Raw genomic sequence first — 24,704 nt, 5'->3', positions numbered from 1 at the left:
GCCGGGTCGTCAGGTGCCGGACGGCGCCTGACGACCCGCGTCCGCCAGCGCGTCCAGGACCCGGTCCACGTCGGCCGGGGTGTTGTGGAGGTGGAACGAGGCCCGCAGGTTGCCCCCGCGCGCCGCCACCACGATCCCGGCCTCCGCCAGGGCGGGCACCGCCCAGCCCAGCCGCGGCACCGCGACGATGGGGGAGTCCGCGGGCACCGCCGTCAGGCCCAGGCCGGCCAGCCCCTCCCGGAAGCGCCGGGCCAGCCCCAGGTCGTGCGCCGCGATCGCCGCCCGGCCCGTCCGCTCGACCAGCTCCAGCGAGGGGACCGCGCCCACCCACGGCAGGTGCGCCGTCGGCTCGTCGAACCGTCGCGCGTCGCCCGCCAGTTCGGTGACCGGCCCGTAGGAGCTGTGCGTCAGGTCCGCGGCGGCGGCCCAGCCCGCGTGCAGCGGCACGAGCCCGCCGCCGTCCTCGGGCACCGTCAGGAACGAGGTGCCGCGCGGGCACAGCAGCCACTTGAATCCCGCGCACACCGTGAAGTCGAAGTCCCCCGAGGACAGCGGGAGCCAGCCCGTCGCCTGCGTGGTGTCCACCAGCGTCCGCGCCCCGTGCCGCCGGGCCGCGGCCCGGATCGCCGGCAGGTCCGCCACCCGCCCGTCGATCGACTGCACCGCGGACACCGCGACCAGCGCCGTGCCGGGGCCGATCGCGTCGGCCAGCGCGGTCAGCTCCACGGCCCGCGGCCGGACTCCCTCCCGCTGCGTGAACGGCGTCACCAGCGAGCTGAACTCGTCGCGCGGGTACAGCACTTCGGAACCCGGCGGCAGCGAGGCGGCCACCACGGCGGTGTGCACGGCGACCGACGAGCCGACCGCCACCCGCTCCGGCGCCACGCCCGCCACCCGGGCGAACGCGGCCCGCGCCGTCTCCACGCTCTCCGCGTACGCGACGGTGTCGAGCCGGCCGTCGCCCATCGCGGCGACGGTCTCCCGCAGCACGGCCGTCGTCCGGGCCGGGAGCAGGCAGTGAGCGGCGGTGTTGAGGTACGCCCTGCCCGGCGCGTACTCCCCTTGCGGCAGTGATCCCACGGCACCTCCTCGGGCGGCGCGCAGCGCCACGGCTCCGCCACAGTCTGGCATCGCGCCGCCCGCCACCGGGCGGCGGGTCCCGCACCGTCGCGGCCGGGCGGCCGGGCGGCGTACGGTGGCCGTTCCGAGGACGCAACGGCTGGGAGGAGGCCGCCGTGGAGGCGAGACCCCTGCGCACCATCGGCGGGGACGGCCGGGAGATCACGCTCCCGTCGACCGTCCGCGACATCAGGGCGGCGCTCCCGGCCGACCGGCGCGAGGCGTTCAACGAGTCCATCGAGAACGCCAGCGTCTTCGACATCCACGCCGTGGTCCGCCGGTGGGTGATGGAGCTGCTGGAGCAGTACGACCCGCAGATGCGGCACGATCTCGACGAGCTGGCCCGCCGGGACCGCGACCGCGAGCCCGGCCGGGACGGGGACGCGTGATCCGTTACCGCGTCGTCTACGACCCCGTGGCGGAGAAGGCCCACGACGCCATGGACCCGGCCGGCCGGGCGCTGTTCGACGCCGCCCTCGCGGCCACGGTCGCGGTCGACCCCTACGGCCACGGCTCCAGCGCGGTGAGCGGCGAGTGCGACCGCAGGGACGCCACCGTGGAGGGCGTGATCATCCGCTACTACGTCGGCGGCTCGGTGCTGACGGTCACAGTGGTGCGCGTGGTCAGCCTCTGAGCCGGGCCCGTGACGCGGGCATCCGGCGACCCTTGCCAAAAAGTGAAACACGTTCTTAGAATCGCCCCGAGTTACCGCAACGACCGCGGCGTGCCTGGGGGCCCCATGACAGCAGTGACCACACAGGGCTCGGGCCCGCTGAGCGGCGTGCGCGTCGTGGAGCTGGCCGGGATCGGTCCCGGCCCGTTCGCCGCGATGCTGCTGGCGGACCTCGGCGCCGACGTCGTCCGCGTCGACCGGCCGGGGGCCGCCGCCCTCGGCCTCGACCCGGCGCGGGACGTCACCAACCGCAACAAGCGGTCGGTCCTCGTCGACCTCAAGGCGGCGGAGGGGCCCGGACTCGTCCTCGACCTCGCCGCCCGCGCCGACGTGCTGATCGAGGGATTCCGGCCCGGGGTCACCGAGCGGCTCGGCGTCGGACCCGCCGACTGCCTGGCGCGCAACCCGCGCCTGGTCTACGGGCGGATGACCGGCTGGGGCCAGGACGGCCCGCTGGCCGACAGCGCCGGACACGACATCGGCTACATCGCCACCGCCGGGGCCCTCGGCATGATCGGCCGCAGCGACGGCCCGCCGGCCATCCCCGCCAACCTGCTCGGCGACTACGCCGGCGGCTCCCTCTACCTCGTCGTCGGCGTCCTCGCCGCCCTCCACCACGCCCGCGCCACCGGCCGCGGCCAGGTCGTGGACGCCGCCATCGTGGACGGCACCGCCCACCTGGGCACCATGATCTGGGGCATGCTCGACGCGGGCGTCTGGCAGGACCGGCGCGGCGCCAACCTGCTGGACGGCGGCGCCCCGTACTACGCGGTGTACGAGACGGCCGACGGCGGCTGGATGGCGGTCGGCGCGCTGGAGCCCCGTTTCTACGCCGAGTTCGCCCGCCTCCTCGGCCTCGGCCCCGACGCCCCCGAGCAGAACGACTTCGCCCGCTGGCCCGAGCTGCGGGAGCTGATCGCGGCCCGCTTCAAGGCGCGCACCCGCGCGGAGTGGACCGAGGTCTTCACCGGCACCGACGCCTGCGTGGCGCCCGTGCTGTCCCTGCGCGAGGCGGCGCGGGACCCCCACCTGACCGCCCGCGGCACGTTCACCGAGCACGGCGGCGCCGTCCAGCCGGCGCCCGCCCCCCGCTTCTCCGACACCCCGGTCACCATCCGCCGCGGCCCGGCGATCCCCGGCGCCGACGCGGCCGAGATCGCCCGCGACTGGGATCTGCCCCAGCTCACTCAGTAAGGACGATGCGATGAAGCGTCAGCTTTTCAGCGCCGAACACGAGGCGTTCCGGGAGACCGTGCGCACCTTTCTCGCCAAGGAGGTGACGCCGCACCACGAGCAGTGGGAACGCGACGGCATCGTCTCCCGCGACGCCTGGCGGGCCGCCGGACGGCAGGGGCTGCTCGGCCTCGCCGTCCCCGAGGAGTACGGCGGCGGCGGGGTGGACGACTTCCGCTACAACGCCGTGCTGGGCGAGGAGTTCGCCCGCGCCGGCGCCTCCGGCTTCGCGATCCCGCTGCACAACGACATCATCGGCCCCTACCTGACCAACCTGGCGACCGAGGAGCAGAAGCGGCGCTGGCTGCCCGGGTTCTGCTCGGGCGAGCTGATCACGGCGATCGCCATGACCGAGCCGGGCGCGGGCTCCGACCTCCAGGGCATCCGCACCACGGCCACCGACCAGGGCGACCACTGGCTGCTGAACGGCGCGAAGACGTTCATCTCCAACGGCATCCTCGCGGACCTGGTGATCGTGGTCGCCCGCACCACCCCCGAGGGCGGCGCGAAGGGACTGAGCCTGCTCGTCGTCGAGCGCGGCATGCCCGGCTTCGAGCGCGGCCGGAACCTCGACAAGATCGGCCAGAAGGCCCAGGACACCGCCGAGCTGTCCTTCACCGACGTCCGCGTCCCCAAGGAGAACCTGCTCGGTGAGCTGAACGGCGGCTTCATCCACCTGGTGACGCACCTGCCGCAGGAGCGGATGACCATCGCCGTGGGCGCCATCGCCATCGCGGAGCACCTGCTGTCGATCACCACCGACTACGTCAAGCAGCGCGAGGCGTTCGGCCGGCCGATCTCCACGTTCCAGCACATCCGGTTCGAGATCGCGGAGATGGCCACCGAGTGCGCCGTCACCCGCGAGTTCGTCGACCGCTGCGTGACCGAGCACGTGGCCGGGCGACTGGACGCCGTGTACGCCTCCATGGCCAAGTGGTGGGCCACCGAGCTCCAGAAGCGCGTCACCGACCGCTGCCTCCAACTCCACGGCGGCTACGGCTACATGTCCGAATACCCCATCGCCCGCGCCTACACGGACGGGCGGATCCTGACCATCTACGGCGGCACGACCGAGATCATGAAAGAGATCATCGGCCGGTCGCTCCTCGCCGACTGAGGAACGCAAGGAGACCAGCGTGACTGAAGCCTACGTGTACGACGCGATCCGCACCCCGCGCGGGCGCGGCAAGCCCGGCGGCGCCCTGCACGGCACCAAGCCCATCGACCTCGTCGTCGGCCTCATCCAGGAACTGCGCCGCAGGCTGCCCGGTCTCGACCCGGCCGCCATCGACGACGTCGTGCTCGGCGTGGTCAGCCCGCACGGCGACCAGGGCTCCGACATCGCCAAGATCGCGGCCATCGCCGCCGGCCTGCCCGACTCCGTGGCCGGCGTCCAGGAGAACCGCTTCTGCGCCTCCGGTCTGGAGGCCGTCAACATGGCGGCGGCCAAGATCCGCGCCGGCTGGGACGACTTCGTCCTCGCGGGCGGCGTGGAGTCCATGTCCCGCGTCCCCATGGGCTCCGACGGCGGCGCCTGGGCCATGGACCCCATGACCAGCTACGAGACCCGCTTCGTCCCGCAGGGCATCGGCGCCGACCTCATCGCCACCATCGAGGGCTTCAGCCGCCGCGACGTCGACGAGTACGCCGCGCTCTCCCAGGAGCGCGCCGCGACCGCCTGGAAGGAAGGCCGCTTCGAGCGGTCGGTCGTCCCCGTCACCGACCGCGCCGGCCTGGTCGTCCTCGACCACGACGAGCACATGCGGCCCGGCACCACCGCCGACAGCCTGGCCAAGCTGAAGCCCTCCTTCGCCGACATCGGCGACCTCGGCGGCTTCGACGCGGTGGCCCTGCAGAAGTACCACTGGGTGGAGAAGATCGACCACGTCCACCACGCGGGCAACTCCTCCGGCATCGTGGACGGTTCGGCCCTCGTCGCGCTCGGCAGCAGGGAGGCCGGCGAGCGCTTCGGGCTCACCCCCCGCGCCCGCGTCGTCTCCGCCGCCGTCACCGGCTCGGAGCCCACCATCATGCTCACCGGCCCGGCCCCGGCCACCCGCAAGGCCCTCGCCAAGGCCGGGCTCACCATCGACGATATCGACCTGGTCGAGATCAACGAGGCGTTCGCCGCCGTCGTCCTGCGCTTCGTGCGGGACATGGGCCTGGACCTGGAGAAGGTCAACGTCAACGGCGGCGCCATCGCGCTCGGCCACCCGCTGGGCGCCACCGGCGCGATGATCCTCGGCACCCTGGTGGACGAGCTGGAACGGCGCGACCTGCGCTACGGCCTGGCCACCCTCTGCGTCGGCGGCGGCATGGGCATCGCCACCGTGATCGAACGCGTCTGACCGCGGCCCGCCCTGGACCCCTCTGGACCCCTGGAGAAGAACGACACCATGCCTGAGCCCACGCCACAGCCCGGGAATACGATCCGCTGGGAACGGGACGCCGACGACATCGTCACGCTCACCCTGGACGACCCCGACCAGTCCGCCAACACCATGAACGCCGCGTTCATCGCCTCCCTCACCGCGGTCGTCGACCGCCTGGAGGCGGAGGCCGCGTCCGTGCGCGGCGTCATCGTCACCTCCGCCAAGAAGACCTTCTTCGCCGGCGGCGACCTGCGCGACCTACTCGCCGCGCGCCCCGAGCACGCCGAGTCCGTCTTCGAGGGCGGCATGCGCATCAAGCGCGCGCTGCGCAAGCTGGAGACGCTCGGCAAGCCGGTCGTCGCCGCGATCAACGGCGCCGCCCTCGGCGGCGGTTACGAGATCGCGCTGGCCTGTCACCACCGCGTCGCCCTCGCCGCGCCCGGCTCCAGGATCGGCCTGCCCGAGGTCACGCTCGGCCTGCTGCCGGGCGGCGGCGGCGTCACCCGCACCGTGCGGCTGATGGGCATCACCGACGCCCTGCTGAAGGTACTGCTGGAGGGCCGCCAGTACGACCCGGCCCGCGCCCTGGAGGCCGGCCTGGTCCACGAAGTGGCCCAGGACCGCGACGAGATGCTCGCCAAGGCCCGCGCCTTCATCGACGCCAACCCCACCGCCCAGCAGCCGTGGGACGTCAAGGGCTACCGCATCCCCGGCGGCACCCCGAGCAACCCCAAGTTCGCCGCCAACCTCCCGGCGTTCCCCTCGAACCTGCGCAAGCAGCTGGCCGGCGCGCCCTACCCGGCACCGCGCAACATCATGGCCGCCGCCGTCGAGGGCTCCCAGGTCGACTTCGAGACCGCGCAGACCATCGAGGCCCGGTACTTCACCGAGCTGGTGATCGGGCAGACCGCCAAGAACATGATCCAGGCGTTCTTCTTCGACCTCCAGGCCGTCAACTCCGGCGCCAGCAGGCCCAAGGGCATCGAGGAGCGCAAGGCGACGAAGATCGCCGTCCTCGGCGCCGGGATGATGGGCGCGGGCATCGCCTACACCTGCGCGAAGGCCGGTTTCGACGTCGTCCTGAAGGACGTCTCGGCCGAGGCGGCCGAGAAGGGCAAGGCGTACTCCACGGGACTGCTGGACAAGGCGCTCGCCCGGGGCCGGACCACCCAGGAGAAGCGGGACGCGCTGCTGGCCCGCATCACGCCGACCGCCGACCCGCGGGACCTGGCGGGCTGCGACGTGGTCATCGAGGCCGTGTTCGAGGACCCGGCGCTGAAGCACAAGGTGTTCCAGGAGATCCAGGACATCGTCGCCCCGGACGCGCTGCTGTGCTCGAACACCTCGACGCTGCCGATCACGCTGCTGGCCGACGGCGTGCGGCGCCAGGCGGACTTCATCGGCCTGCACTTCTTCTCGCCGGTCGACCGGATGCCGCTGGTGGAGATCATCCGCGGTGAGCGGACCGGCGACGAGGCACTGGCCCGCGCGTTCGACCTGGTGCGGCAGATCCGCAAGACGCCCATCGTGGTCAACGACTCCCGCGGCTTCTTCACTTCCCGCGTCATCGGCCACTTCATGAACGAGGGCATCGCGATGATCGCGGAGGGCGTCGACCCCGCGACGGTCGAGCAGGCCGCGGGCCAGGCCGGCTACCCGGCCAAGGTCCTGTCGCTGATGGACGAGCTGACCCTCACCCTGCCGCGCAAGATCCGCCTGGAGACCCGGCGCGCGATCGAGGAGGCCGGCGGCGTCTGGCCGGAGCACCCGGCCGAGGCCGTGATCGACCGCATGGTCGAGGAGTTCGGCCGCCCCGGCCGCTCCGGCGGCGCGGGCTTCTACGACTACGTGGACGGCAAGCGGGCCGGGCTGTGGCCGGGCCTGCGCGAGCACTTCGCCAAGCCGGACGCGCCCGCGCCCGACTTCGAGGAGCTGAAGGAGCGGATGCTCTTCGTCGAGGCGATCGACTCCGTGCGCTGCCTGGAGGAAGGGGTGCTCACCACGGTCGCCGACGCCAACATCGGCTCCATCCTGGGCATCGGCTTCCCCGCCTGGACCGGCGGCGTCCTGCAGTACATCAACGGCTACCCCGGCGGCCCCGCCGGGTTCGTGGCCCGGGCCCGCGAGTTCCAGGCCCGCTACGGCGACCGGTTCGCCCCCTCGCCGCTCCTGCTGGAGACGGCCGAGCGCGGCGAGACGTTCACCGACGCGTGACGGGCGGGGCGGCGCGCTCGCCGCTCACCCGCACCCACACCCGCTTGCCCTCGTCGGTCAGCGCGAACCCCAGGTCGTCGGCCATCTCCCGCAGCAGCCACAGCCCGCGGCCTTCCTCGGCGGTCCAGTCCGGCAGCGTGATCCTGGGCAGCGCGGTGGAGCGGTCGTGCACCGTGACCTGGACGGCGCCGCCGACCAGCGTCAGCTCCAGCGTGCAGCGCGGATCGGGCACGTGGCGGGCCACGTTGGAGAGCAGCTCCGTGACGCCGTGCAGGACCACCTCCGTCACCTCCGGCGCCTGCCCCCACTCCCGCATGGCCAGCGAGGCCAGGCGCCGGAAGTGCGCCAGATCCTCCCGCCGGGCGGTCAGGAGCCAGCTGTAGGAGAGGCGTTGGGTGGCGGCGTCCTGGCTGGTGAGCGTCATGGTCCCTCCGGGGCTGCACGAGGTGTCATGGGGTGAGTGCACTCGGTTACTTCTCGCACCCTGCCCTTAACTCCCGGCAGTCCGCAAGGAATTCGCCTGCACCTGTGCCGTTCATATCACTCGAAGGGGTGGCAGGAGCGACTTCTGGGGGATCCGGTCACTCTTTCAGGGCAGTCGCCGCGCATCCCGGCCGCGGGAGGCCCGTCAGGGTGTCCGGTCCTCCTGCCAGCGGCACGTCACGGCCGAGGGCAGCAGGGCGAGATTCGACTCCACGCCGGCCATCAGCCCGCCCATCGTGCCGTCCTTCCGCTCCTCCCACATCAGCGCCGCCTGGATCGCCGACATCATGAACGCCCCGGCGAGCAGGGCCGGCCGCCGGTCGCCGGTCGCGACGCCCTCCCGCCCGGCCAGGGCAGCGGCGAGGCGGTGCTGGTCCTCGGCGGCGTACCGCAGCAGCACCACCCGCGTCTCCGGCGCCGAGCACAGCACCCGCATCGCCGCCAGATAACGGGTCGGCCGGTCGGCCGGCATCAGCACCGGCAGGGCCCCGATCGAGCGGCGCAGCGCCAGCAGGGGCGCCTCCGCAGGCGGGCGCCGGACCACCTCGGCCAGCAGCAGCTCGCTCGTCTCCCGGACCGGGAAGAGGACCAGCTCCTCCTTGCTCGCGAAGTACCGGAAGAAGGTGCGCTCCGACACCGCGGCGTGCTGGACGATCTCGCCGATCGTCGTCCTGCCGTACCCCCGGTGCAGAAACAGCTCCAGACCGGCACGGAGTAACTCCTCGTGCGTGCGCCGCTTTCTGAGCTCACGCGGTCCCGGAGGCTTCGCGTCGCCATCCATGCACGCATCGTAGGACGGCGGCGCCGGGAGCGACCCTGGTTTGCCGAGTCTGCCCGCGGCGTCCGACTTCCCGGTGTCCGCGCCGCGTTCGCCCGCCGCGCGGCGCCGCGCGCCTGACCGCGCCGTTGTCGCCGCCTGGTGCCAGAATGCACAGCGCGGCGCAGAGGGCGCCGGGAAAGCGGAGCGTTGATCGTGACACAGTCCGTCGCAGACAGGTCCATCGAGGGCAGGATCGCCGAGGAACTGGGTGTGCGGGAGGGGCAGGTGCGGGCCGCCGTCGGCCTGCTCGACGGCGGCGCCACCGTCCCGTTCATCGCCCGCTACCGCAAGGAGGCCACCGGCACCCTGGACGACGGGCAACTGCGCGCCGTCGAGGAGCGGCTGCGGTATCTGCGGGAGCTGGAGGAGCGGCGCGAGGCGATCCTGGAGTCCGTCCGCGGCCAGGGCAAGCTGGACGCCGCCCTGGAGGCCACCATCCGCGCGGCCGACACCAAGGCCCGCCTGGAGGACATCTACCTGCCGTACAAGCCCAAGCGGCGGACCAAGGCCCAGATCGCCCGCGAGGCGGGCCTGGAGCCGCTGGCCGACGGCCTGCTGACCGACCCGTCCGCCGACCCCCGGGCCGCCGCCGCGGCCTTCGTGGACGAGGCGAGGGGCGTGCCCGACGCCGACGCCGCCCTCGCCGGCGCCCGCGCGATCCTCACCGAGCGGTTCGGGGAGGACGCCGACCTGCTGGGCGAGCTGCGCGAGCGGATGTGGACCCGGGGCCGCCTGGTGTCGAAGGTGCGGGAGGGCAAGGAGACCTCGGGCGCCAAGTTCGCGGACTACTTCGACTTCTCCGAGCCGTTCACCGAGCTGCCCTCGCACCGGATCCTCGCCATGTTCCGGGGCGAGAAGGAGGACGTCCTCGACCTGACGCTGGAGCCGGAGGAGCCCGCCGACGCCGCCGCCCCGGCCGGCCCGTCGTCGTTCGAGCGGATCATCGCCCGCCGCTTCGGCATCGAGGACCGCGGCCGGCCGGCCGACGCCTGGCTCACCGAGACCGTCCGCTGGGCCTGGCGCACCCGTGTGCTGGTCCACCTCGGCATCGACCTGCGGACCCGGCTGCGCACGACCGCCGAGGACGAGGCGGTCGCCGTCTTCGCGGCGAACCTGCGGGACCTGCTGCTCGCCGCCCCGGCCGGCACCCGGCCGACCATGGGCCTGGACCCGGGCCTGCGGACCGGTGTCAAGGTCGCCGTCGTGGACGCCACGGGCAAGGTCGCCGCCACCGCCACCGTCTACCCGCACGCCCCGCAGCGGCGCTGGGACGAGGCCCTGGCCACGCTCGCCGCCCTCGCCCGGGAGCACGCCGTGGAGCTGATCGCCATCGGCAACGGCACGGCCTCCCGCGAGACCGACAAGCTGGCCGGCGAGCTGGTCGCCCGGCTGCCGGAGCTGAAGCTCACCAGAATGGTGGTCTCCGAGGCCGGCGCCTCGGTGTACTCGGCGTCCGCCTTCGCCGCCCAGGAGCTGCCCGGCCTCGACGTGTCGCTGCGTGGCGCGGTCTCCATCGCCCGCAGGCTCCAGGACCCGCTGGCCGAGCTGGTGAAGATCGACCCCAGGTCCATCGGCGTCGGCCAGTACCAGCACGACCTGTCCGAGGTGAAGCTGTCCCGCTCGCTGGACGCCGTGGTCGAGGACTGCGTCAACGGCGTGGGCGTGGACGTCAACACGGCCTCCGCGCCGCTGCTGGCCCGTGTCTCGGGCATCGGCGGCACCCTGGCGGAGAACATCGTGGCCCACCGCGACGCCAACGGCCCCTTCCGCGACCGCGCCGCGCTCAAGCAGGTGCCCCGGCTCGGCCCCAAGGCGTTCGAGCAGAGCGCGGGCTTCCTGCGCGTCCTCGGCGGCGACGACCCGCTGGACGCCTCGGCCGTGCACCCCGAGGCGTACCCGGTCGTCCGGCGCATCGTGCGGGCCTCCGGCGCGGACGTCCGCTCGCTCATCGGGAACGCCACGGCCCTGCGGGCCCTGTCGCCCGCCGACTTCGTGGACGACACCTTCGGCCTGCCGACCGTCACCGACATCCTGCGGGAGCTGGAGAAGCCGGGCCGCGACCCGCGCCCGGCGTTCCGCACGGCCCGGTTCATGGACGGTGTGGAGACGATTGGGGACCTGGCGCCCGGCATGGTCCTGGAGGGCGTCGTGTCCAACGTGGCGGCCTTCGGCGCCTTCGTGGACGTCGGCGTCCACCAGGACGGTCTGGTCCATGTCTCCGCCATGTCGAAGAAGTTCGTCTCCGACCCGCGCGACGTGGTCAAACCCGGCGACATCGTGAAGGTCAAGGTGCTGGACGTGGACGTGCCGCGCAAGCGGATCTCCCTCACGCTCCGGCTGGACGAGGAGCCGGGCGCCGGTGGCCGCCAGCGGGAGCGCGAGGACCGCGGCGCCCGCGGCGGCGGCGGAGGCGCCCCCCGGCAGCGCGACCGGCGCGGCGGGCGCCGCGACGAGGGCGGAGGAAGTGGGGGCGGGGGCCGGGGCGGTGCCCGCCGCGGGGACACCCCGCCCGTCAACAGCGCGATGGCGGATGCCCTCCGGCGGGCGGGACTTGTCGACAAGGGACGCGGCAAACGGTGATGTTTCCCCCCGGATCGCCCTGAACTCGCGCCCGTCGCCCACGACCTGGGCCCGTGCCGGCGGCCGGGAGCGGACCGGTTCCGACCGCCGATGCGGTGATTTCGGTCTGCTCTCCTTGCCAGACCGGCGGGTAACAACTTACGGTGCCGTAACCTACGGACTCGTAGGTAGACATCGTCCCCGACGCCAGGAGAACTCGTGACCTTCAGCCCCACCCCCGTCGCCAACCAGGAGGAGTGGACGGACGCGCGCCTGATCTATGCACTGGAAGAGGTCGTCGAGCGGGAGCTCAACCGGCATCTGAAGGCCGCGAAGGACTGGATGCCGCACGAGTACGTGCCGTGGAGCGAAGGACGGAACTTCGACGGCCCGATGGGCGGGGAGCCGTGGTCCCCCGAGCAGTCCAAGGTCAGCGACATCGGCCGGACCGCCCTGGTGGTCAACCTGCTGACGGAGGACAACCTCCCGAGCTATCACCGGGAGATCGCCACCATCTTCGGCCGCGAGGGCGCCTGGGGCACCTGGGTCCACCGCTGGACCGCCGAGGAGGGCCGGCACGGCATCGTCATGCGGGACTACCTGCTGACCACCCGCGCCGTCGACCCGGTCCAGCTGGAGAACTTCCGCATGGCGCACATGTCGGAGGGCTTCGAGTCCGACAACGCGCACTCCATGCTGCACTCCGTGGCCTATGTGGCGTTCCAGGAGCTGGCCACCCGTATATCGCACCGGAACACCGGCCGTGAGTCGGGCGACCCGGTGTGCGACCGCATGCTCGCGCGCATCGCCACCGACGAGAACCTGCACATGGTCTTCTACCGGAACCTGCTGCGGGCCGCGTTCGAGCTGGCTCCCGACCAGACGATGAAGGCCGTGCGCGACGTCGTCCTCGGCTTCCGCATGCCCGGTCACGGGATGCCCGGCTTCGAGCGGGCCGCCGCCCGCATGGCGATCGGCGGCATCTACAACCTGCGCATCCACCACGACGACGTGCTCCAGCCCGTGCTGCGGTTCCTGCGCACCCTGGAGCTCGGCGGTCTCGGTCCCGAGGGCCTCAAGGCCCAGGAGGAGCTGGGGATGTTCCTGGAGGGGCTCGACAACGAGGCCCGCCTCTTCGACGAGCGGCTCGCGGCCCGCCGCGCCCGCGCCGCCGCCCGCGCGGCGCAGAACGCCGCCAAGTAGCCCCCGCCGGGGCCCGGCGGAAAACCGGTTGCCCCGGCGGGAGCGCCCGCCTACCGTCTTTCCCGGCCCTGTCGTCGGCGTGGGGAGAGGCCGTTGTTCATCTGAGGTCGCGGACACCGTGAGCCTGCCGCCGGTGCGTGACGAGTCGACCCGACTCCGCACGCGGCCGTGGCACACGCACGACCTCGATCGATGAACGGCCGCCTTTCCGGTACGGCCCGGTGTCCGCACGTGTCGTCGTAGATCCGTCACGCGCAGACCGGAGGCCCGCATGGCCGCTTCTTCCACCACGTACATCACCTGTGACCGGCTGGCCTTCTCCTGGCCGGACGGCACGTCCCTCTTCGACGGCCTCGACCTGGCCGTCGGCCCCGGGCGCACCGGGCTGATCGGCCTCAACGGGACGGGGAAGTCCACCCTGCTGAAGCTGATCGCCGGCGAACTGGCGCCCGTCTCCGGCACGGTGCGCGTCGCCGGCGAGATCGGCCACCTGCCGCAGAACCTGACCCTCGACACCGGCCGCCGCGTCGACCAGGTGCTGGGCGTGGACCGGATCCGCGCCGCGCTGCACGCCATCGAGGCCGGCGATCCGGACGAGGCGCACTTCGCCGTCGTCGGGGACGACTGGGACATCGAGGAGCGCACCCGCGCCACCCTCGACCAGCTCGGTCTCGACGGCATCGGCCTGGACCGTACGGTCGGCGAGGTCTCGGGCGGCGAGACCGTGCTGCTGCGGCTGGCCGCGCTGCTGCTGCGCCGGCCGGACGTGCTGCTGCTCGACGAGCCGACCAACAACCTCGACCTGCGCGCCCGGCGGCGGCTGTACGCGGCCGTCTCCGCCTGGCAGGGCGTGCTCGTGGTGGTCAGCCACGACCGCGAACTCCTGGAGCGGGTCGACCAGATCGCGGACCTGCGGGCGGGCGGGGTGCGCTGGTTCGGCGGCACCCTCTCCGCCTACGAGGCGGCGCTCGCCGTCGAACAGGAGGCCGCCGGGCGGATGGTCCGCGTCGCGGAGGCCGACGTGCGGCGGCAGAAGCGGGAGTTGATCGAGGCGCACGACAAGCTCGCCGGCCGGGCCCGCTTCGCGAGGAAGGCGTACGAGAACAAGCGGGAGCCGCGCATCGTCATGAACGCCCGCAAGCGCGCGGCGCAGGAGTCGGCGGGCAAGCACCGCCTGATGCACGAGGAGCGGCTGGCGGCGGCCAGGGAGCGGCTGGCGGAGGCCGAGGAGGCGGTCAGGGACGACGACGAGATCCGCGTCGACCTGCCGCGCACCGAGGTGCCGCCGCGCCGCCAGGTGCTCAGCCTGCGCGCGGCGGAGCTGCGGTACGGCGCGCGGGCCGCGCTGGAGGTGCGGGGGCCGGAACGGATCGCGCTCACCGGCCGCAATGGCGCGGGCAAGTCCACGCTGCTGCGGACGGTCGCCGGGGAACTGGCGCCGGTCGCGGGCGAGGTCACCGCCCACGTGCCGCTGCGGTACCTGCCGCAGCGGCTGGACATCCTGGACGAGTCGCTGAGCGTCCTGGACAACGTGCGGCGGCTGGCGCCCGGCACCGACCAGCAGACGATCCGGGCCCAGCTGGCGCGCTTCCTCTTCCGCAAGGAGCGCCCGGACCAGGCGGTGGCGACCCTGTCCGGCGGGGAGCGGTTCCGCGCGTCGCTGGCGGCGCTGATGCTGGCCGAGCCGGCTCCCCAGCTCCTGCTGCTGGACGAGCCGACGAACAACCTGGACCTGGCCAGCGTCCGCCGGCTCACCTCGGCGCTGGCCGCCTACCGGGGCGCGCTGGTGGTCGCCAGCCACGACCTGCCGTTCCTGCGCGGGCTCGGCATCACCCGGTGGCTGGTGCTGGACGGCGACCTGGCCGAGTCCGAGCCGCTGTGAGGCCCCGGCGCTCCGGCGGCACCGCTCAGGTCATCTGGGTGGACTGGAGGCGGGCGTAGGCCCCGCCACGCTCCACCAGCTCCGCGTGGCTGCCGATCTCGGAGATCCGTCCCTGGTCCAGCACCACGATGCGGTCGGCGCCGCGCACCGTGGACAGCCGGTGGGCGACGACGAAGACGGTGCGCCCGTGCATCAGGCGGTCCATGGCCTCCTGCACCAGCGCCTCGGAGCGGGTGTCGAGGGCCGAGGTGGCCTCGTCCAGCACCAGGATCCGCGGGTCGCGGATGAGCGCCCGGGCGATCGCGATGCGCTGGCGCTGGCCGCCGGAGAGGCGGGCGCCGCGCTCGCCGACAACGGTGTCCAGGCCGTTGGGGAGCCGGTCCACGAACTCCAGGGCGTTGGCGTCCCGCAGGGCGTCCCGCACGGCCTGGTTGTCGATGTCGCCCATCCCGTAGCCCACGTTCTCCCGGATGGACCCCTCGAAGAGCACCGACTCCTGCGGCACCACGGACAGGAAGCGGCGGTAGCTGCGCAGGTCGAGCGTCGCCATGTCGACGCCGTCCAGCAGGATGCGGCCGGAGACGGGGCGGATGAAGCCGATGAGGAGGTTCAGGATGGTGGACTTGCCGGCGCCGGAGGCGCCGACCAGGGCGACGGTCTCGCCGGGCGGCACGGAGAGGCTGAAGTCGCTGACGGCGGCGGCTCCGTCGCCGTCGTACCGGAAGGTGACCGACTCGAAGTCGATCCGGCCCTGCACGGAACGCACCTCGGCCTTGCCCGCGTTGACCTCCAGGTCGGGCGCCTGGAGGACCTCGCCCGCGGAGCGGACCGATTCCAGCCCCTTGCTGATGATCGGGGTCAGGCCCATCAGCATGGTCATGGAGCCGGTGAGGGTGGTGAAGAAGGTGCTGAGCATCACCACGTCGCCGGGGGAGATGGGCAGCCAGGCGTAGTACGAGATGAGGGCCGCGCCGGCCAGGAAGCCGATGCCGATGGCGTTGAGCAGGATCCAGGCCAGCGCGCCGAAGTGGCCGTTGAGCAGGTCCAGCCGTATGCCCGCGGTGAGCACCTGGCGCAGTGACCCGTCCACCCGGCCCAGGGCGGTGCGCTCCAGCCCGTGGGCGCGGGTGACCGGGATCAGCGTCGTCATCTCGCCTACGCGCGTGGACAGTTGCTCCACCTGGCGGCGGAACTGCTCGTTGTGCCTGCGCAGCCGGCCGCGCAGCCGGCGCACGAGCAGCGAGGCGGCGGGCACGACGAGGACGAAGGCCGGCAGCGCGGCCGGGACCCGCACCGCGATCACGGCGAGGCCGCCGACGAGCGTGATGACGGCGGCCAGTCCGGTGTCGGCGCTCTGCTGGGCGGAGACCTCGATGTTCTCCACGTCGCGGATCACCTTGGTCTGCAGAGCGCTCGCGCTGACCCGGGCGTGGTACCCGATCGACAGCTCCTGCATCCGGCGGCAGAGCGCGGAGCGCAGCGCGGTGCCGACGCGGCGGACGCTGCCGTGCATGCACCGCACGTAGAGCAGGTGGGTCGGGTAGTTGAGCATCAGGACGACCAGCAGCATGACGGTGTTGGCACCGAGCTCCGAGATGGGGCGCTGCTCGACGACGATGTCGATGATGTTCGCGGTGACCAGCGGGAGCAGCCAGACGGGGCTGTGTTTGACGATGAACGCCAGGACGGAGACGAGGAGTCTCCAGCGGTCGTCCCGGAAGAGGTAGGCGAGGGTCCGCACCGGATGTTCCCCCTGGTAGCGATGCTCCAGGGGACCTTGCGGAAGAGCCATGGCGGGAGCACTCCAACGTGCAGGGGATTCGGTCGGGATGACCTTGCCCCCGAAGCCACTCGAACACTCTCCGAAATGTCGAGAGTGGTGAGGCTCTGCCCTTTTCCCTCTGGTTCGGGGTAATTCATATACATGGTGATAGTAACCATGTATGGCGCCGACGCGGTGCGAAAGGCCGAGGTGGGCCCCCGCAGCGGTCCGATTTCTCAACTTGCGTATATTCGCGCCACGCAGGCGCGGTGCGATCCGGCGCTTACGCCAGGGCGGCAGTCCGCCGCGCGTTCGCAACGGTGCGCCTCGCCCGGTCGGGTGACGGGGGCGCACCGGCCGGGGGAGGGGGCCGCGCGGCCGGGTGACGGCGCCGATCACGAACCGGTCGAAAAACTGCCTGATATGAAGCAAGTTGATCTGGGTACGCCCATATGTACGGAGTTGTGCTCTCCAGGTCATGTCGCCGCGGCACATGCCCACACGCGGACCGAGTGGACGACCGAGCGACGAGGAAGAGTGGTGCCCGACCATGCATACGCGAGCAACTGCCCTGCACGAGACCGTTGTTGACGACGGGTCGGCCTCTTCGGCGACCTGGCGCGTCACCGTGCGCCCGGCGGACGCGGCCGTTCCCCGGGTCCGGCACGCGGTACGCGACCTGGTCCTCTCGCGGCGGGCGCCGCTCTCCGGCGACCTGCTCCAGGGGGCCCTGCTGATCGTGTCGGAGCTCGTCACCAACGCCGTCCGGCACGCCGCCCCGTTCACCCCCGAGATCGGCGTGGAGGTGGTGATGGGCGAACGCTTCCTCCGCGTCGCGGTCGAGGACGGGCACCCCCGCCGGCCCAAGGCACTCCAGCCGCACCCCGAGCAGGAGCGGCCCGGCGGGCGCGGACTGCTGCTGGTGAAGGCGATCGCCCGGGAGGCGGGCGGCGACTGCGGTGTCGAGCCCACCCCCTCCGGCGGCAAGGCGGTCTGGGCGACGCTCCCCTTCGACCGGGGCCGAGGGCCGCGCGGCGGGCCGCTCACCAGCCGGCCGCGACCCCCGTCGTCTCCCTGATGGCCGGCCGGGCCGCGTCCAGCACGGTCGGGAACCACGCGGAGAACGTGCCCCGGGCCCGCAGCCCGGCCAGCTCCTCCGGCGTGACGAACGCCGTCTCGGCGACCTCGGCCGGGTCCGGCCGGAGCGGCGCGCTCACCAGCCCGGTGAAGAGATGGTTGTACTCCTGCTCGATGAGCCCAGAGGCGGGGTCCGGGTGGCGGTAGCGGACCGTCCCGGCCTCCCGCAGCAGCGCGGGCGCCGCCCCCAGTTCCTCGGCCGTGCGCCGGGCGGCGGCCAGGAACGGCGGCTCGCCGGGGTACGGGTGACCGCAGCAGGTGTTCGACCAGACGCCGGGGGAGTGGTACTTGTCCGTCGCGCGCCGCTGGAGCAGCAGCCGCCCGGCCGCGTCGAAGAGGAAGACCGAGAACGCCCGGTGCAGCCGCCCCGGAGGCCGGTGCGCGGACAGCTTCTCCGCGGTGCCGACCGTCCGGCCGTCCTCGTCCACCAGCTCCAGCATGATCGGGTCCGCCGAGACGGCCGTGCCGTGGGGCATGTCCACCCTTTTCCTGGCCTCTTCCTGGTCTTTCCCGGCCGCCACGACCCGTGTCCCGACGCCCCGGGCCTGCTCCGACCAGTCTGCCGCACCGGCGACGGCCGCGGGGGGCCTTCCGTCAGTCGCACCGGCCCGTCAGTCGCACCGGCCCGCCTCGTGCGCCGCGTGGCCCGACGGCTCCAGCTGGAACGTGCAGTGCGCCACCGCGAAGTGCGACCCCAGGCACCCCTGGAGGCTGTGCAGCATCCGCTCGTGCCCCACCGCGTCCAGCGCGTCCCGGCTCACCACCACGTGCGCCGACAGCACCGGCATCCCCGAGGTGATGGTCCACACGTGCAGGTCGTGCAGGTCCTCCACGCCGGGCAGGGCGAGGATGTGCTCCCTGACCTCGGCTATGCGCACGGACCTGGGCGCGGCCTCCAGCAGCACGTCCAGCGCCTCGCGGGCCAGCTTCACCGTCCGGGGCACGATCAGCAGCGCGATCAGCAACGACGCGGCCGGGTCGGCGCCCTGCCAGCCCGTCACCACGATGACCAGGGCGGCGGCCACCACCGCGACCGAGCCGAGGGTGTCGGCGGCGACCTCCAGGAACGCGCCGCGCACGTTCAGGCTCTCCCGCTGGCCGCGCATCAGCAGCGCCAGGGAGATCCCGTTGAGGAGCAGGCCCAGCAGGCCGAAGAGCACCGTCTGCCCGCCCGGCACCTCCGCCGGTTCGCGCAGCCGGTCGATCGCCTCCACGAGGATGTAGCCGCCGACCCCGAGCAGGAGCAGGCAGTTCGCCAGGGCGGCCAGGATCTCCAGCCGGGCGTACCCGAAGGTCCTGCGGTCGCCGGCCGGGGCCGGCCGGTTCGCCACGTGGATCGCGGCCAGCGCCATGGCGATGCCGATGACGTCCGTCGCCACGTGCCCGGCGTCGGCCAGCAGGGCCAGCGAGCCGGTGGCCGCCGCGCCCGCGATCTCGGCGGCCAGCAGCACGCAGGCCAGGATGAGCGCGGTGCGCAGCCGCCCCCGGTGCGCGGCGCCCGCCGTGCCGTGTCCGCCCGGCGACGACCCGTGGTGGTGATGTCCGGCACCCATGCTGGCCCCTGCCTCCCTCGTCGACTCCCACAGTGAACTACGGGAGGGGGGTATCCGGCAACGCGGCACTGAACACCGTTGTCATGTGCTCTGACCTGGGCGTTCGTTCGCCGGGACAGCGGCGGCGCGACGGGCCGCGCCGACGGGACGGCTACCTCCCCGGGTGCCGCAGCCGCCAGCCCTCCCAGGCCGAGGAGACCATCTCGCGCAGACCGCGGCGGGCCGTGAAGCCCAGCCGCTCGCGGGCCAGCCCGGCGGCGGCCACGACCCGCGCCGGGTCGCCCGGCCGGCGGCCGGCGACCTTGGCGGCCGGCTCCCGCACCCCGGTGACCTCCGCGACCAGCGCGGCCACCTCGCGGACCGAGGCGCCGGTGCCCGTGCCGATGTTGAGCGTCAGGTCGTCGCCCGCGCCGGGCGGCGGCGCCGGGCGCTCCGCCAGGTGCCGGGCCGCCGCGAGATGGGCCTCGGCCAGATCGGCCACGTGCACGTAGTCCCGCACGCAGGTGCCGTCCGGGGTCGGGTAGTCGTCACCGAAGATGACCGGCGCCTCCCCGAGGGTGATCCGCTCGAAGAACATCGGGATGATGTTGGCCGCCCCGGTATCGGCCAGCCCGGGGGCCGCCGCGCCCGCCACGTTGAAGTACCGCAGGCAGACCGTCGCGATGCCGTGCGCCCGGCCGGCCGCCCGCACCAGCCACTCGCCGGCCAGCTTGGTCTCCCCGTACGGGTTCATCGGCAGGCAGGGCGTCTCCTCCGTCACGGTGTCGGTGTCCGGCATCCCGTAGACGGCGGCGGACGACGACAGCACGAAGCGCCGCACCCGGGCGGCGGCGACCGCCTCCAGCAGCACGGTCAGCCCGTGCACGTTCTCCCGGTAGTAGGTCAGCGGCTCCGCCACCGACTCCGCGACCTGCTTCTTCGCCGCCAGGTGCACCACCCCGGTGACGCCGTGCGCGGCCAGCGTCCGGTCCAGCAGCGCCCGGTCCAGCACCGAGCCCGTCACCAGCGGGACGTCCGGGGCCAGCCGGGCGGCGATCCCGGTGGACAGGTCGTCCAGCACCACCACGCGCTCACCCGCGTCCCGCATGGCCCGCACCACGTGCGCCCCTATGTACCCGGCACCGCCGGTGATCAGCCAGCTCATGGCGGCAGCCTAACCGCTCGGCCGGACGGGGTGGTTGCCTGTCGTAGTGGTTCGATCGCGGACGGTCGCATCGGCTAGGGTGGCGCCCTTCCGATGCGCCCCCACCGACATGAACTCCGGGTTTCCTGACATCAACGCCGTTATTGCCGTGGGGTGGTCATCAGATAATCTCTGCCGACGTCCAGCCGCAGAGACGGTTCTGCCCCAAGGAGTGAAGCGCCCTGTCGACCGCCATCCTCACCGGTCCGCCCCCACCCGGATCGTCACTCGCGGACGATCTGCGCGGACTCGGATTCACCGTCCGGGTGGTCGACGGGTACGCCGGTGTGAGGGCCGCGCTCGCGGACGCGCCGGCCGGGGAACGGATCGCCGTCGTCGACCCCCGCTTCGTCGGCCACCGCCACAGCCTGCGGCTCGGCCTCACCGACCCCCGCTTCGACGCCTCGGCCGTGCCCGGCGCCGTCGCCGTCCTGCCGACGCGCCGGGCCGCCCTGACCGCCGCGCTCGGCCCCGCCGCGGACGACGCCCCGCCGCCCGCGGTCCGGTCGGTCGCCGCCGTGCCCGCCACCGCCGCCGAACGCGAGCGGGCCGCCGCGGCCGTGGCCGCCGTGGACGAGGAGGACCACCGGCTGCGCACCGCCGTGAAGTCCCGCGACGGGTTCTTCACCACCCACTTCGTCAGCCCCTACTCCCGCTACCTGGCGCGCTGGTGCGCCCGCCGGGGCCTGACCCCCAACCAGGTCACCACCGCCTCGCTGCTCACCGCGCTGATCGCGGCCGGATGCGCCGCCACCGGCACCCGCGCCGGATTCGCCGCGGCCGGGCTGCTGCTGCTCGCCTCCTTCGTGCTCGACTGCGCCGACGGCCAGCTCGCCCGCTACGCCCTGCGGTACTCCACGCTCGGCGCGTGGCTCGACGCGACGTTCGACCGGGCCAAGGAGTACACCTTCTACGCCGGGCTGGCGCTCGGCGCGGCCCGCGACGGGGACGACGTGTGGGCGCTCGCCCTGGGCGCGATGGTGCTCCAGACCGTCCGGCACATCGTGGACTTCGCGTTCGGCGCCGCCCACCCGCCGGCGCCGAACGCCGCCGCACCGGGCGCCACGGCCCTGACCGGACGGCTGGACCGGATCGGCTGGACCGTCTGGCTGCGCCGGATGATCGTGCTGCCCATCGGGGAACGCTGGGCCCTGATCGCCGTCCTCACCGCGTTCACCACTCCGCGGGTCACGTTCACCGTGCTGCTCGCGGCCGGCGGGTTCGCCGCCTGCTACACCACGGCCGGACGGCTGCTGCGCTCCCGCCGGCTGTCCGGCGGCGGCCCCGGGACCGCCGCCGCGCTCGCCGGGCTGGCCGACAGCGGACCGGTGGCGCACGCCGTGGCCGCCGCCCGCCCCCGCCCCGCGGGGAGCCGTGCCACCGCCCCGCTGTGGGCCCTGGCCGGCACCGCCGTGCTGGTCGGCGTCCTGCTCGCCACCGCGGGCGACGGCCACGGGTGGGCCCTCGCCGCGGCGGCCTGCTCCGCGCTCTGCGCGGGCCGAGCCGTCGCCGCACCGCTGGAGCGGCCGTTCGACTGGGTCCTCCCACCGCTGTTCCGCTGCGGCGAATACCTCACCGTGCTCGTCCTGGCCGCACACAGCCGGGTGAACGGGGCGTTGCCCGCGGCTTTCCTCCTGGTGGCCGCTTGCGCCTACCATCATTACGACACGGTGTACCGCCTCCGCGGCGGCGCCGGGGCGCCCCCCCGCCTGCTGGTCCTGGCCGCCGGCGGTCACGAGGGCCGCGTCCTGGTGGTCACCGCCGCAGCCGCCCTCTGGGCGACCGGCCAGGGCTTCACCACCGCGCTCGCGGTCCTCGCCGGGGCCCTGGCGCTCCTGGTGCTCGGGGAGAGCATCCGCTTCTGGAGCTCCTCCCGCGCACCGGCCGTACACGACGAAACAGGAGAACCCGCATGATCGGCCTCATCCTGGCCGCCGGCGCCGGACGGCGCCTTCGCCCCTACACCGACACCCTGCCCAAGGCCCTGGTGCCGGTCGTCACCCCGGACGGCGGGGACCCCAAGACGGTCCTCGACCTGACCCTGGCGAACTTCGCGGAGGTGGGCCTGACCGAGGCCGCCGTCGTCGTCGGCTACCGCAAGGAAGCGGTGTACGAGCGCAAGGACGCCCTGGAGCGCCGCTACGGCGTCCGGCTCACCCTGGTCGAGAACGACAAGGCCGAGGAGTGGAACAACGCCTACTCCCTGTGGTGCGCCCGCGACGTCCTCGCCGAGGGCGTCATCCTCGCCAACGGCGACACCGTGCACCCCGTCTCCGTCGAGAAGACCCTGCTCGCCGCGCGGGGGAACGGGCAGCGAATCGTTCTCGCCCTGGACGCCGTCAAGCGCCTGGCCGACGAGGAGATGAAGGTCGTCGCCGACCCCGAGAAGGGCGTCCAGCGCATCACCAAGCTGATGGACCCGGCCGAGGCCAGCGGCGAGTACATCGGCGTCACCCTCATCGAGGCCGAGGCCGCCGGTGAGCTGGCCGACGCGCTGCGCGTCACGTTCGAGCGCGACCCCCAGCTCTACTACGAGGACGGGTACCAGGAGCTGGTCGACCGGGGCTTCCGCGTCGACACCGCCCCCATCGGCGACGTGAGCTGGGTCGAGATCGACAACCACGAGGACCTCGCCCGGGGACGGGAGATCGCGTGCCGGTACTGACCCGCCTCATCCCGTCCCCCGTCTCGGTCGACATCACCGCCGGGGCCCTGGACAACCTGGCGGGGCTCCTGGCCGACCAGCGCATCTCCTCCTCCGGCCGGCTCGCCGTCGCCATCAGCAACGGCTCGGGCGCCGCGCTGCGCGAGCGGCTGACCCCGGCCCTGCCCGGCGCCGACTGGTACGAGGTGGGCGGCGGCACCATCGACGCCGCCGTGCAGCTCGCGGACGCCATGCGCTCCGGCCACTACGACGCCGTGGTGGGCCTGGGCGGCGGCAAGATCATCGACGCCGCCAAGTACGCGTCGGCGCGCGTCGGCCTGCCCATGGTCGCCGTCGCGACCAACCTCTCCCACGACGGCATCTGCTCCCCGGTCTCCATCCTGGACAACGACGCCGGGCGCGGCTCCTACGGCGTGCCCACGCCCATCGCGCTGGTCGTGGACCTCGACGTGATCCGCCAGGCCCCGGTGCGGTACGTCCGCTCCGGCATCGGGGACGCCGTCTCCAACATCTCCGCCATCGCGGACTGGGAGCTGTCGCACCGGGAGACCGGCGAGCAGATCGACGGACTGGCCGCGGCGATGGCCCGGCAGGCCGGTGAGGCCGTGCTGCGCCACCCCGGCGGCTGCGGTGACGACCCCTTCCTCACCGTGCTCGCGGAGGCGCTGGTGCTCTCCGGGATCGCGATGTCGATCGCCGGCCACACCCGGCCCTCCTCCGGCGCCTGCCACGAGATCTCGCACGCGCTCGACCTGCTCTATCCGAGACGTTCGGCACTGCACGGCGAACAGGTCGGCCTGGGGGCGGCCTTCGCCATGCACCTGCGCGGCGAGCCCGGCCACTGCGGACTGATCGCCGAGGTGCTGCGGCGGCACGGGCTGCCCGTGCTGCCCGACGACATCGGCTTCACCGCCGACGAGTTCGTGACGGCCGTCGCCTTCGCGCCGCAGACCAGGCCGGGCCGCTACACCATCCTCGAGCACCTCGACCTGACCACCGACGAGATCAGGGACGCATACGCCGACTATGTCAAAACCATCGGTTGCTGAACTCCGCCCGGTCGTCCACCCGCCGGGGGTGAAGGACCGGCGCAGCGGGGAGCACTGGGCCGGGCGCCTGTACATGCGGGAGATCTCGCTGCGCTGGACCAGGCACCTGGTGTCCACGCGCATAACGCCCAACCAGCTCACCTACCTGATGGTCCTCGCCGGCGTCGCGGCCGGCGGGGTCCTGCTGGTTCCCGGGCCGGCCGGGGCGCTGCTGGCCGCGCTGCTCATCCAGCTCTACCTGCTCCTGGACTGCGTGGACGGCGAGGTCGCCCGCTGGCGGGCCCAGACCTCCGTCACCGGCGTCTATCTCGACCGCGTCGGCCACTACCTGGCCGAGGCGGCGCTGCTGGTCGGCTTCGGGGTGCGGGCCGCCGACGTCTTCGCCGTCGAGGGGGCGGCGGCCGACTGGCTGTGGGCCTTCCTCGGCACGGTCGCGGCGCTCGGCGCGATCCTGATCAAGGCGGAGACCGACCTGGTCGACGTCGCCCGGACCCGCGGCGGGCTGCCCGCGGTGCGCGAGGAGGCGGCCACGCCGCGCTCGCAGGGCCTGGCGCTGGCCAGGAGGGCCGCCGCCGCCCTGAAGTTCCACCGGCTGGTGGGCGGCGTCGAGGCGTCCCTGCTGATCCTGGTGGTGGCCGTGCTGGACGCGTTCGGGGGCGACCTGTTCTTCACCCGGCTCGGGGTGGTGGTCCTGGCGGCCGTCGCCGTGACGCAGACGCTGCTGCACCTGGTCTCCATCCTGGCGTCCAGCAGGCTCCGGTGATCGCGGTGGGGACGGATCGGCTCAGGCTCGGCGC

Annotated in this window: 21 protein-coding genes; 14 read left to right on the top strand and 7 right to left on the bottom strand. The window is 73.3% G+C overall.

All coding sequences use genetic code 11. The annotated features are described in order from the left end of the window. Positions 1-9 precede the first annotated feature (9 nt). Positions 10-1,080: an aminotransferase class V-fold PLP-dependent enzyme gene (locus ACSNOC_RS09505; protein ID WP_436746859.1), complete on the bottom strand. Its 1,071-nt coding sequence runs from the start codon at positions 1,078-1,080 to the stop codon at positions 10-12. Between the two features lie 155 nt (positions 1,081-1,235). Here ACSNOC_RS09505 and ACSNOC_RS09500 point away from each other — a divergent pair, with 155 nt between their 5' ends. The 6 genes from ACSNOC_RS09500 (at position 1,236) to ACSNOC_RS09475 (ending at position 7,611) form a co-directional block, all read left to right on the top strand. Further along, the gene (locus ACSNOC_RS09500; RefSeq protein WP_436746858.1) at positions 1,236-1,508 is read left to right on the top strand and encodes a hypothetical protein; all 273 of its coding nucleotides are present in this window, start codon (positions 1,236-1,238) and stop codon (positions 1,506-1,508) included. 50 nt (positions 1,509-1,558) lie between these two features. Then, positions 1,559-1,753, top strand: a complete 195-nt coding sequence (locus ACSNOC_RS09495; protein WP_436746873.1) for a hypothetical protein — start codon at positions 1,559-1,561, stop codon at positions 1,751-1,753. A 105-nt stretch (positions 1,754-1,858) separates the two neighbouring features. Then, positions 1,859-2,986 (top strand): CaiB/BaiF CoA transferase family protein, encoded by a 1,128-nt coding sequence (locus ACSNOC_RS09490; RefSeq protein WP_436746857.1) that lies wholly within the window; start codon positions 1,859-1,861, stop codon positions 2,984-2,986. Positions 2,987-2,996: 10 nt separating this feature from the next. Further along, the gene (locus ACSNOC_RS09485) at positions 2,997-4,142 is read left to right on the top strand and encodes an acyl-CoA dehydrogenase family protein (RefSeq protein ID WP_436746856.1); all 1,146 of its coding nucleotides are present in this window, start codon (positions 2,997-2,999) and stop codon (positions 4,140-4,142) included. 19 nt (positions 4,143-4,161) lie between these two features. Beyond that, on the top strand, positions 4,162-5,373 hold the full coding sequence (locus ACSNOC_RS09480) for an acetyl-CoA C-acetyltransferase (protein WP_436746855.1): 1,212 nt from the start codon (positions 4,162-4,164) through the stop codon (positions 5,371-5,373). 48 nt (positions 5,374-5,421) lie between these two features. Beyond that, positions 5,422-7,611 carry a 3-hydroxyacyl-CoA dehydrogenase NAD-binding domain-containing protein gene (locus ACSNOC_RS09475; protein ID WP_436746854.1) on the top strand — a complete coding sequence of 730 codons (2,190 nt, stop codon included), beginning with the start codon at positions 5,422-5,424 and terminating at the stop codon, positions 7,609-7,611. Here the strand turns inward: ACSNOC_RS09475 and ACSNOC_RS09470 are convergent. Beyond that, entirely contained in the window at positions 7,598-8,035 is a 438-nt protein-coding gene (locus tag ACSNOC_RS09470) for an ATP-binding protein (RefSeq protein WP_436746853.1), read from the bottom strand. The genes ACSNOC_RS09475 and ACSNOC_RS09470 overlap by 14 nt on opposite strands. Positions 8,036-8,239: 204 nt before the next feature. Continuing rightward, entirely contained in the window at positions 8,240-8,875 is a 636-nt protein-coding gene (locus tag ACSNOC_RS09465) for a TetR/AcrR family transcriptional regulator (protein ID WP_436746852.1), read from the bottom strand. 192 nt (positions 8,876-9,067) lie between these two features. Here ACSNOC_RS09465 and ACSNOC_RS09460 point away from each other — a divergent pair, with 192 nt between their 5' ends. The 3 genes from ACSNOC_RS09460 to ACSNOC_RS09450 all read left to right on the top strand — a co-directional run bounded on the left by ACSNOC_RS09460 (position 9,068) and on the right by ACSNOC_RS09450 (position 14,558). After that, the gene (locus ACSNOC_RS09460) at positions 9,068-11,494 is read left to right on the top strand and encodes a Tex family protein (RefSeq protein ID WP_436746851.1); all 2,427 of its coding nucleotides are present in this window, start codon (positions 9,068-9,070) and stop codon (positions 11,492-11,494) included. Between the two features lie 198 nt (positions 11,495-11,692). Continuing rightward, on the top strand, positions 11,693-12,676 hold the full coding sequence (locus tag ACSNOC_RS09455; protein ID WP_436746850.1) for an acyl-ACP desaturase: 984 nt from the start codon (positions 11,693-11,695) through the stop codon (positions 12,674-12,676). A gap of 271 nt (positions 12,677-12,947) precedes the next feature. After that, positions 12,948-14,558: an ABC-F family ATP-binding cassette domain-containing protein gene (locus tag ACSNOC_RS09450; RefSeq protein WP_436746849.1), complete on the top strand. Its 1,611-nt coding sequence runs from the start codon at positions 12,948-12,950 to the stop codon at positions 14,556-14,558. Between the two features lie 25 nt (positions 14,559-14,583). Here the strand turns inward: ACSNOC_RS09450 and ACSNOC_RS09445 are convergent, their stop codons facing one another. Beyond that, positions 14,584-16,350: an ABC transporter ATP-binding protein gene (locus tag ACSNOC_RS09445; protein WP_436746848.1), complete on the bottom strand. Its 1,767-nt coding sequence runs from the start codon at positions 16,348-16,350 to the stop codon at positions 14,584-14,586. A gap of 520 nt (positions 16,351-16,870) precedes the next feature. Between ACSNOC_RS09445 and ACSNOC_RS09440 the strand changes: the two genes are divergently transcribed. Further along, complete coding sequence (locus ACSNOC_RS09440; RefSeq protein ID WP_436746847.1) at positions 16,871-17,398, top strand: ATP-binding protein; 528 nt, start codon at positions 16,871-16,873, stop codon at positions 17,396-17,398. Here the strand turns inward: ACSNOC_RS09440 and idi are convergent. The 3 genes from idi to galE form a co-directional block, all read right to left on the bottom strand. Next, a complete protein-coding gene (gene idi, locus ACSNOC_RS09435; RefSeq protein WP_436746846.1) occupies positions 17,364-17,933 on the bottom strand; it encodes an isopentenyl-diphosphate Delta-isomerase in 570 nt (189 codons plus the stop codon). The two genes, ACSNOC_RS09440 and idi, sit on opposite strands and share 35 nt — an antisense overlap. Before the next feature lie 135 nt (positions 17,934-18,068). After that, complete coding sequence (locus ACSNOC_RS09430; protein ID WP_436746845.1) at positions 18,069-19,010, bottom strand: cation diffusion facilitator family transporter; 942 nt, start codon at positions 19,008-19,010, stop codon at positions 18,069-18,071. Between the two features lie 151 nt (positions 19,011-19,161). Next, the gene (gene galE / locus ACSNOC_RS09425; RefSeq protein ID WP_436746844.1) at positions 19,162-20,154 is read right to left on the bottom strand and encodes a UDP-glucose 4-epimerase GalE; all 993 of its coding nucleotides are present in this window, start codon (positions 20,152-20,154) and stop codon (positions 19,162-19,164) included. 221 nt (positions 20,155-20,375) lie between these two features. Between galE and ACSNOC_RS09420 the strand changes: the two genes are divergently transcribed. The 4 genes from ACSNOC_RS09420 to ACSNOC_RS09405 are packed head-to-tail and all read left to right on the top strand — an operon-like array spanning position 20,376 to position 24,670. Further along, positions 20,376-22,109 carry a DUF5941 domain-containing protein gene (locus ACSNOC_RS09420; protein WP_436746872.1) on the top strand — a complete coding sequence of 578 codons (1,734 nt, stop codon included), beginning with the start codon at positions 20,376-20,378 and terminating at the stop codon, positions 22,107-22,109. After that, positions 22,106-22,858, top strand: coding sequence for a sugar phosphate nucleotidyltransferase (locus ACSNOC_RS09415; protein ID WP_436746843.1), 753 nt, complete (start codon positions 22,106-22,108; stop codon positions 22,856-22,858). Before ACSNOC_RS09420 ends, ACSNOC_RS09415 begins: the two co-directional genes overlap by 4 nt. After that, on the top strand, positions 22,846-23,907 hold the full coding sequence (locus ACSNOC_RS09410; protein ID WP_436746842.1) for an iron-containing alcohol dehydrogenase family protein: 1,062 nt from the start codon (positions 22,846-22,848) through the stop codon (positions 23,905-23,907). The genes ACSNOC_RS09415 and ACSNOC_RS09410 overlap by 13 nt, the downstream gene beginning before the upstream one ends. After that, a complete protein-coding gene (locus ACSNOC_RS09405) occupies positions 23,885-24,670 on the top strand; it encodes a CDP-alcohol phosphatidyltransferase family protein (protein ID WP_436746841.1) in 786 nt (261 codons plus the stop codon). The genes ACSNOC_RS09410 and ACSNOC_RS09405 overlap by 23 nt, the downstream gene beginning before the upstream one ends. Positions 24,671-24,704 lie beyond the last annotated feature (34 nt).

The sequence above is a fragment of the Streptomyces sp. URMC 129 genome, from assembly GCF_051386415.1.
In the GTDB taxonomy this organism is placed as follows: domain Bacteria; phylum Actinomycetota; class Actinomycetes; order Streptomycetales; family Streptomycetaceae; genus Streptomyces.
This window is presented reverse-complemented; position numbering and strand designations above follow the sequence as displayed.

Coding starts and splice junctions, on each gene's coding strand:
- ACSNOC_RS09495 (WP_436746873.1), top strand. CDS start 1,559: ATGGACCCGGCCGGCCGGGCGCTGTTCGACGCCGCCCTCGCGGCCACG.
- ACSNOC_RS09490 (WP_436746857.1), top strand. CDS start 1,859: ATGACAGCAGTGACCACACAGGGCTCGGGCCCGCTGAGCGGCGTGCGC.
- ACSNOC_RS09485 (WP_436746856.1), top strand. CDS start 2,997: ATGAAGCGTCAGCTTTTCAGCGCCGAACACGAGGCGTTCCGGGAGACC.
- ACSNOC_RS09475 (WP_436746854.1), top strand. CDS start 5,422: ATGCCTGAGCCCACGCCACAGCCCGGGAATACGATCCGCTGGGAACGG.
- ACSNOC_RS09470 (WP_436746853.1), bottom strand. CDS start 8,035: ATGACGCTCACCAGCCAGGACGCCGCCACCCAACGCCTCTCCTACAGC.
- ACSNOC_RS09465 (WP_436746852.1), bottom strand. CDS start 8,875: ATGGATGGCGACGCGAAGCCTCCGGGACCGCGTGAGCTCAGAAAGCGG.
- ACSNOC_RS09450 (WP_436746849.1), top strand. CDS start 12,948: ATGGCCGCTTCTTCCACCACGTACATCACCTGTGACCGGCTGGCCTTC.
- ACSNOC_RS09445 (WP_436746848.1), bottom strand. CDS start 16,350: ATGGCTCTTCCGCAAGGTCCCCTGGAGCATCGCTACCAGGGGGAACAT.
- ACSNOC_RS09440 (WP_436746847.1), top strand. CDS start 16,871: ATGCATACGCGAGCAACTGCCCTGCACGAGACCGTTGTTGACGACGGG.
- idi (WP_436746846.1), bottom strand. CDS start 17,933: ATGCCCCACGGCACGGCCGTCTCGGCGGACCCGATCATGCTGGAGCTG.
- ACSNOC_RS09430 (WP_436746845.1), bottom strand. CDS start 19,010: ATGGGTGCCGGACATCACCACCACGGGTCGTCGCCGGGCGGACACGGC.
- galE (WP_436746844.1), bottom strand. CDS start 20,154: ATGAGCTGGCTGATCACCGGCGGTGCCGGGTACATAGGGGCGCACGTG.
- ACSNOC_RS09415 (WP_436746843.1), top strand. CDS start 22,106: ATGATCGGCCTCATCCTGGCCGCCGGCGCCGGACGGCGCCTTCGCCCC.
- ACSNOC_RS09405 (WP_436746841.1), top strand. CDS start 23,885: ATGTCAAAACCATCGGTTGCTGAACTCCGCCCGGTCGTCCACCCGCCG.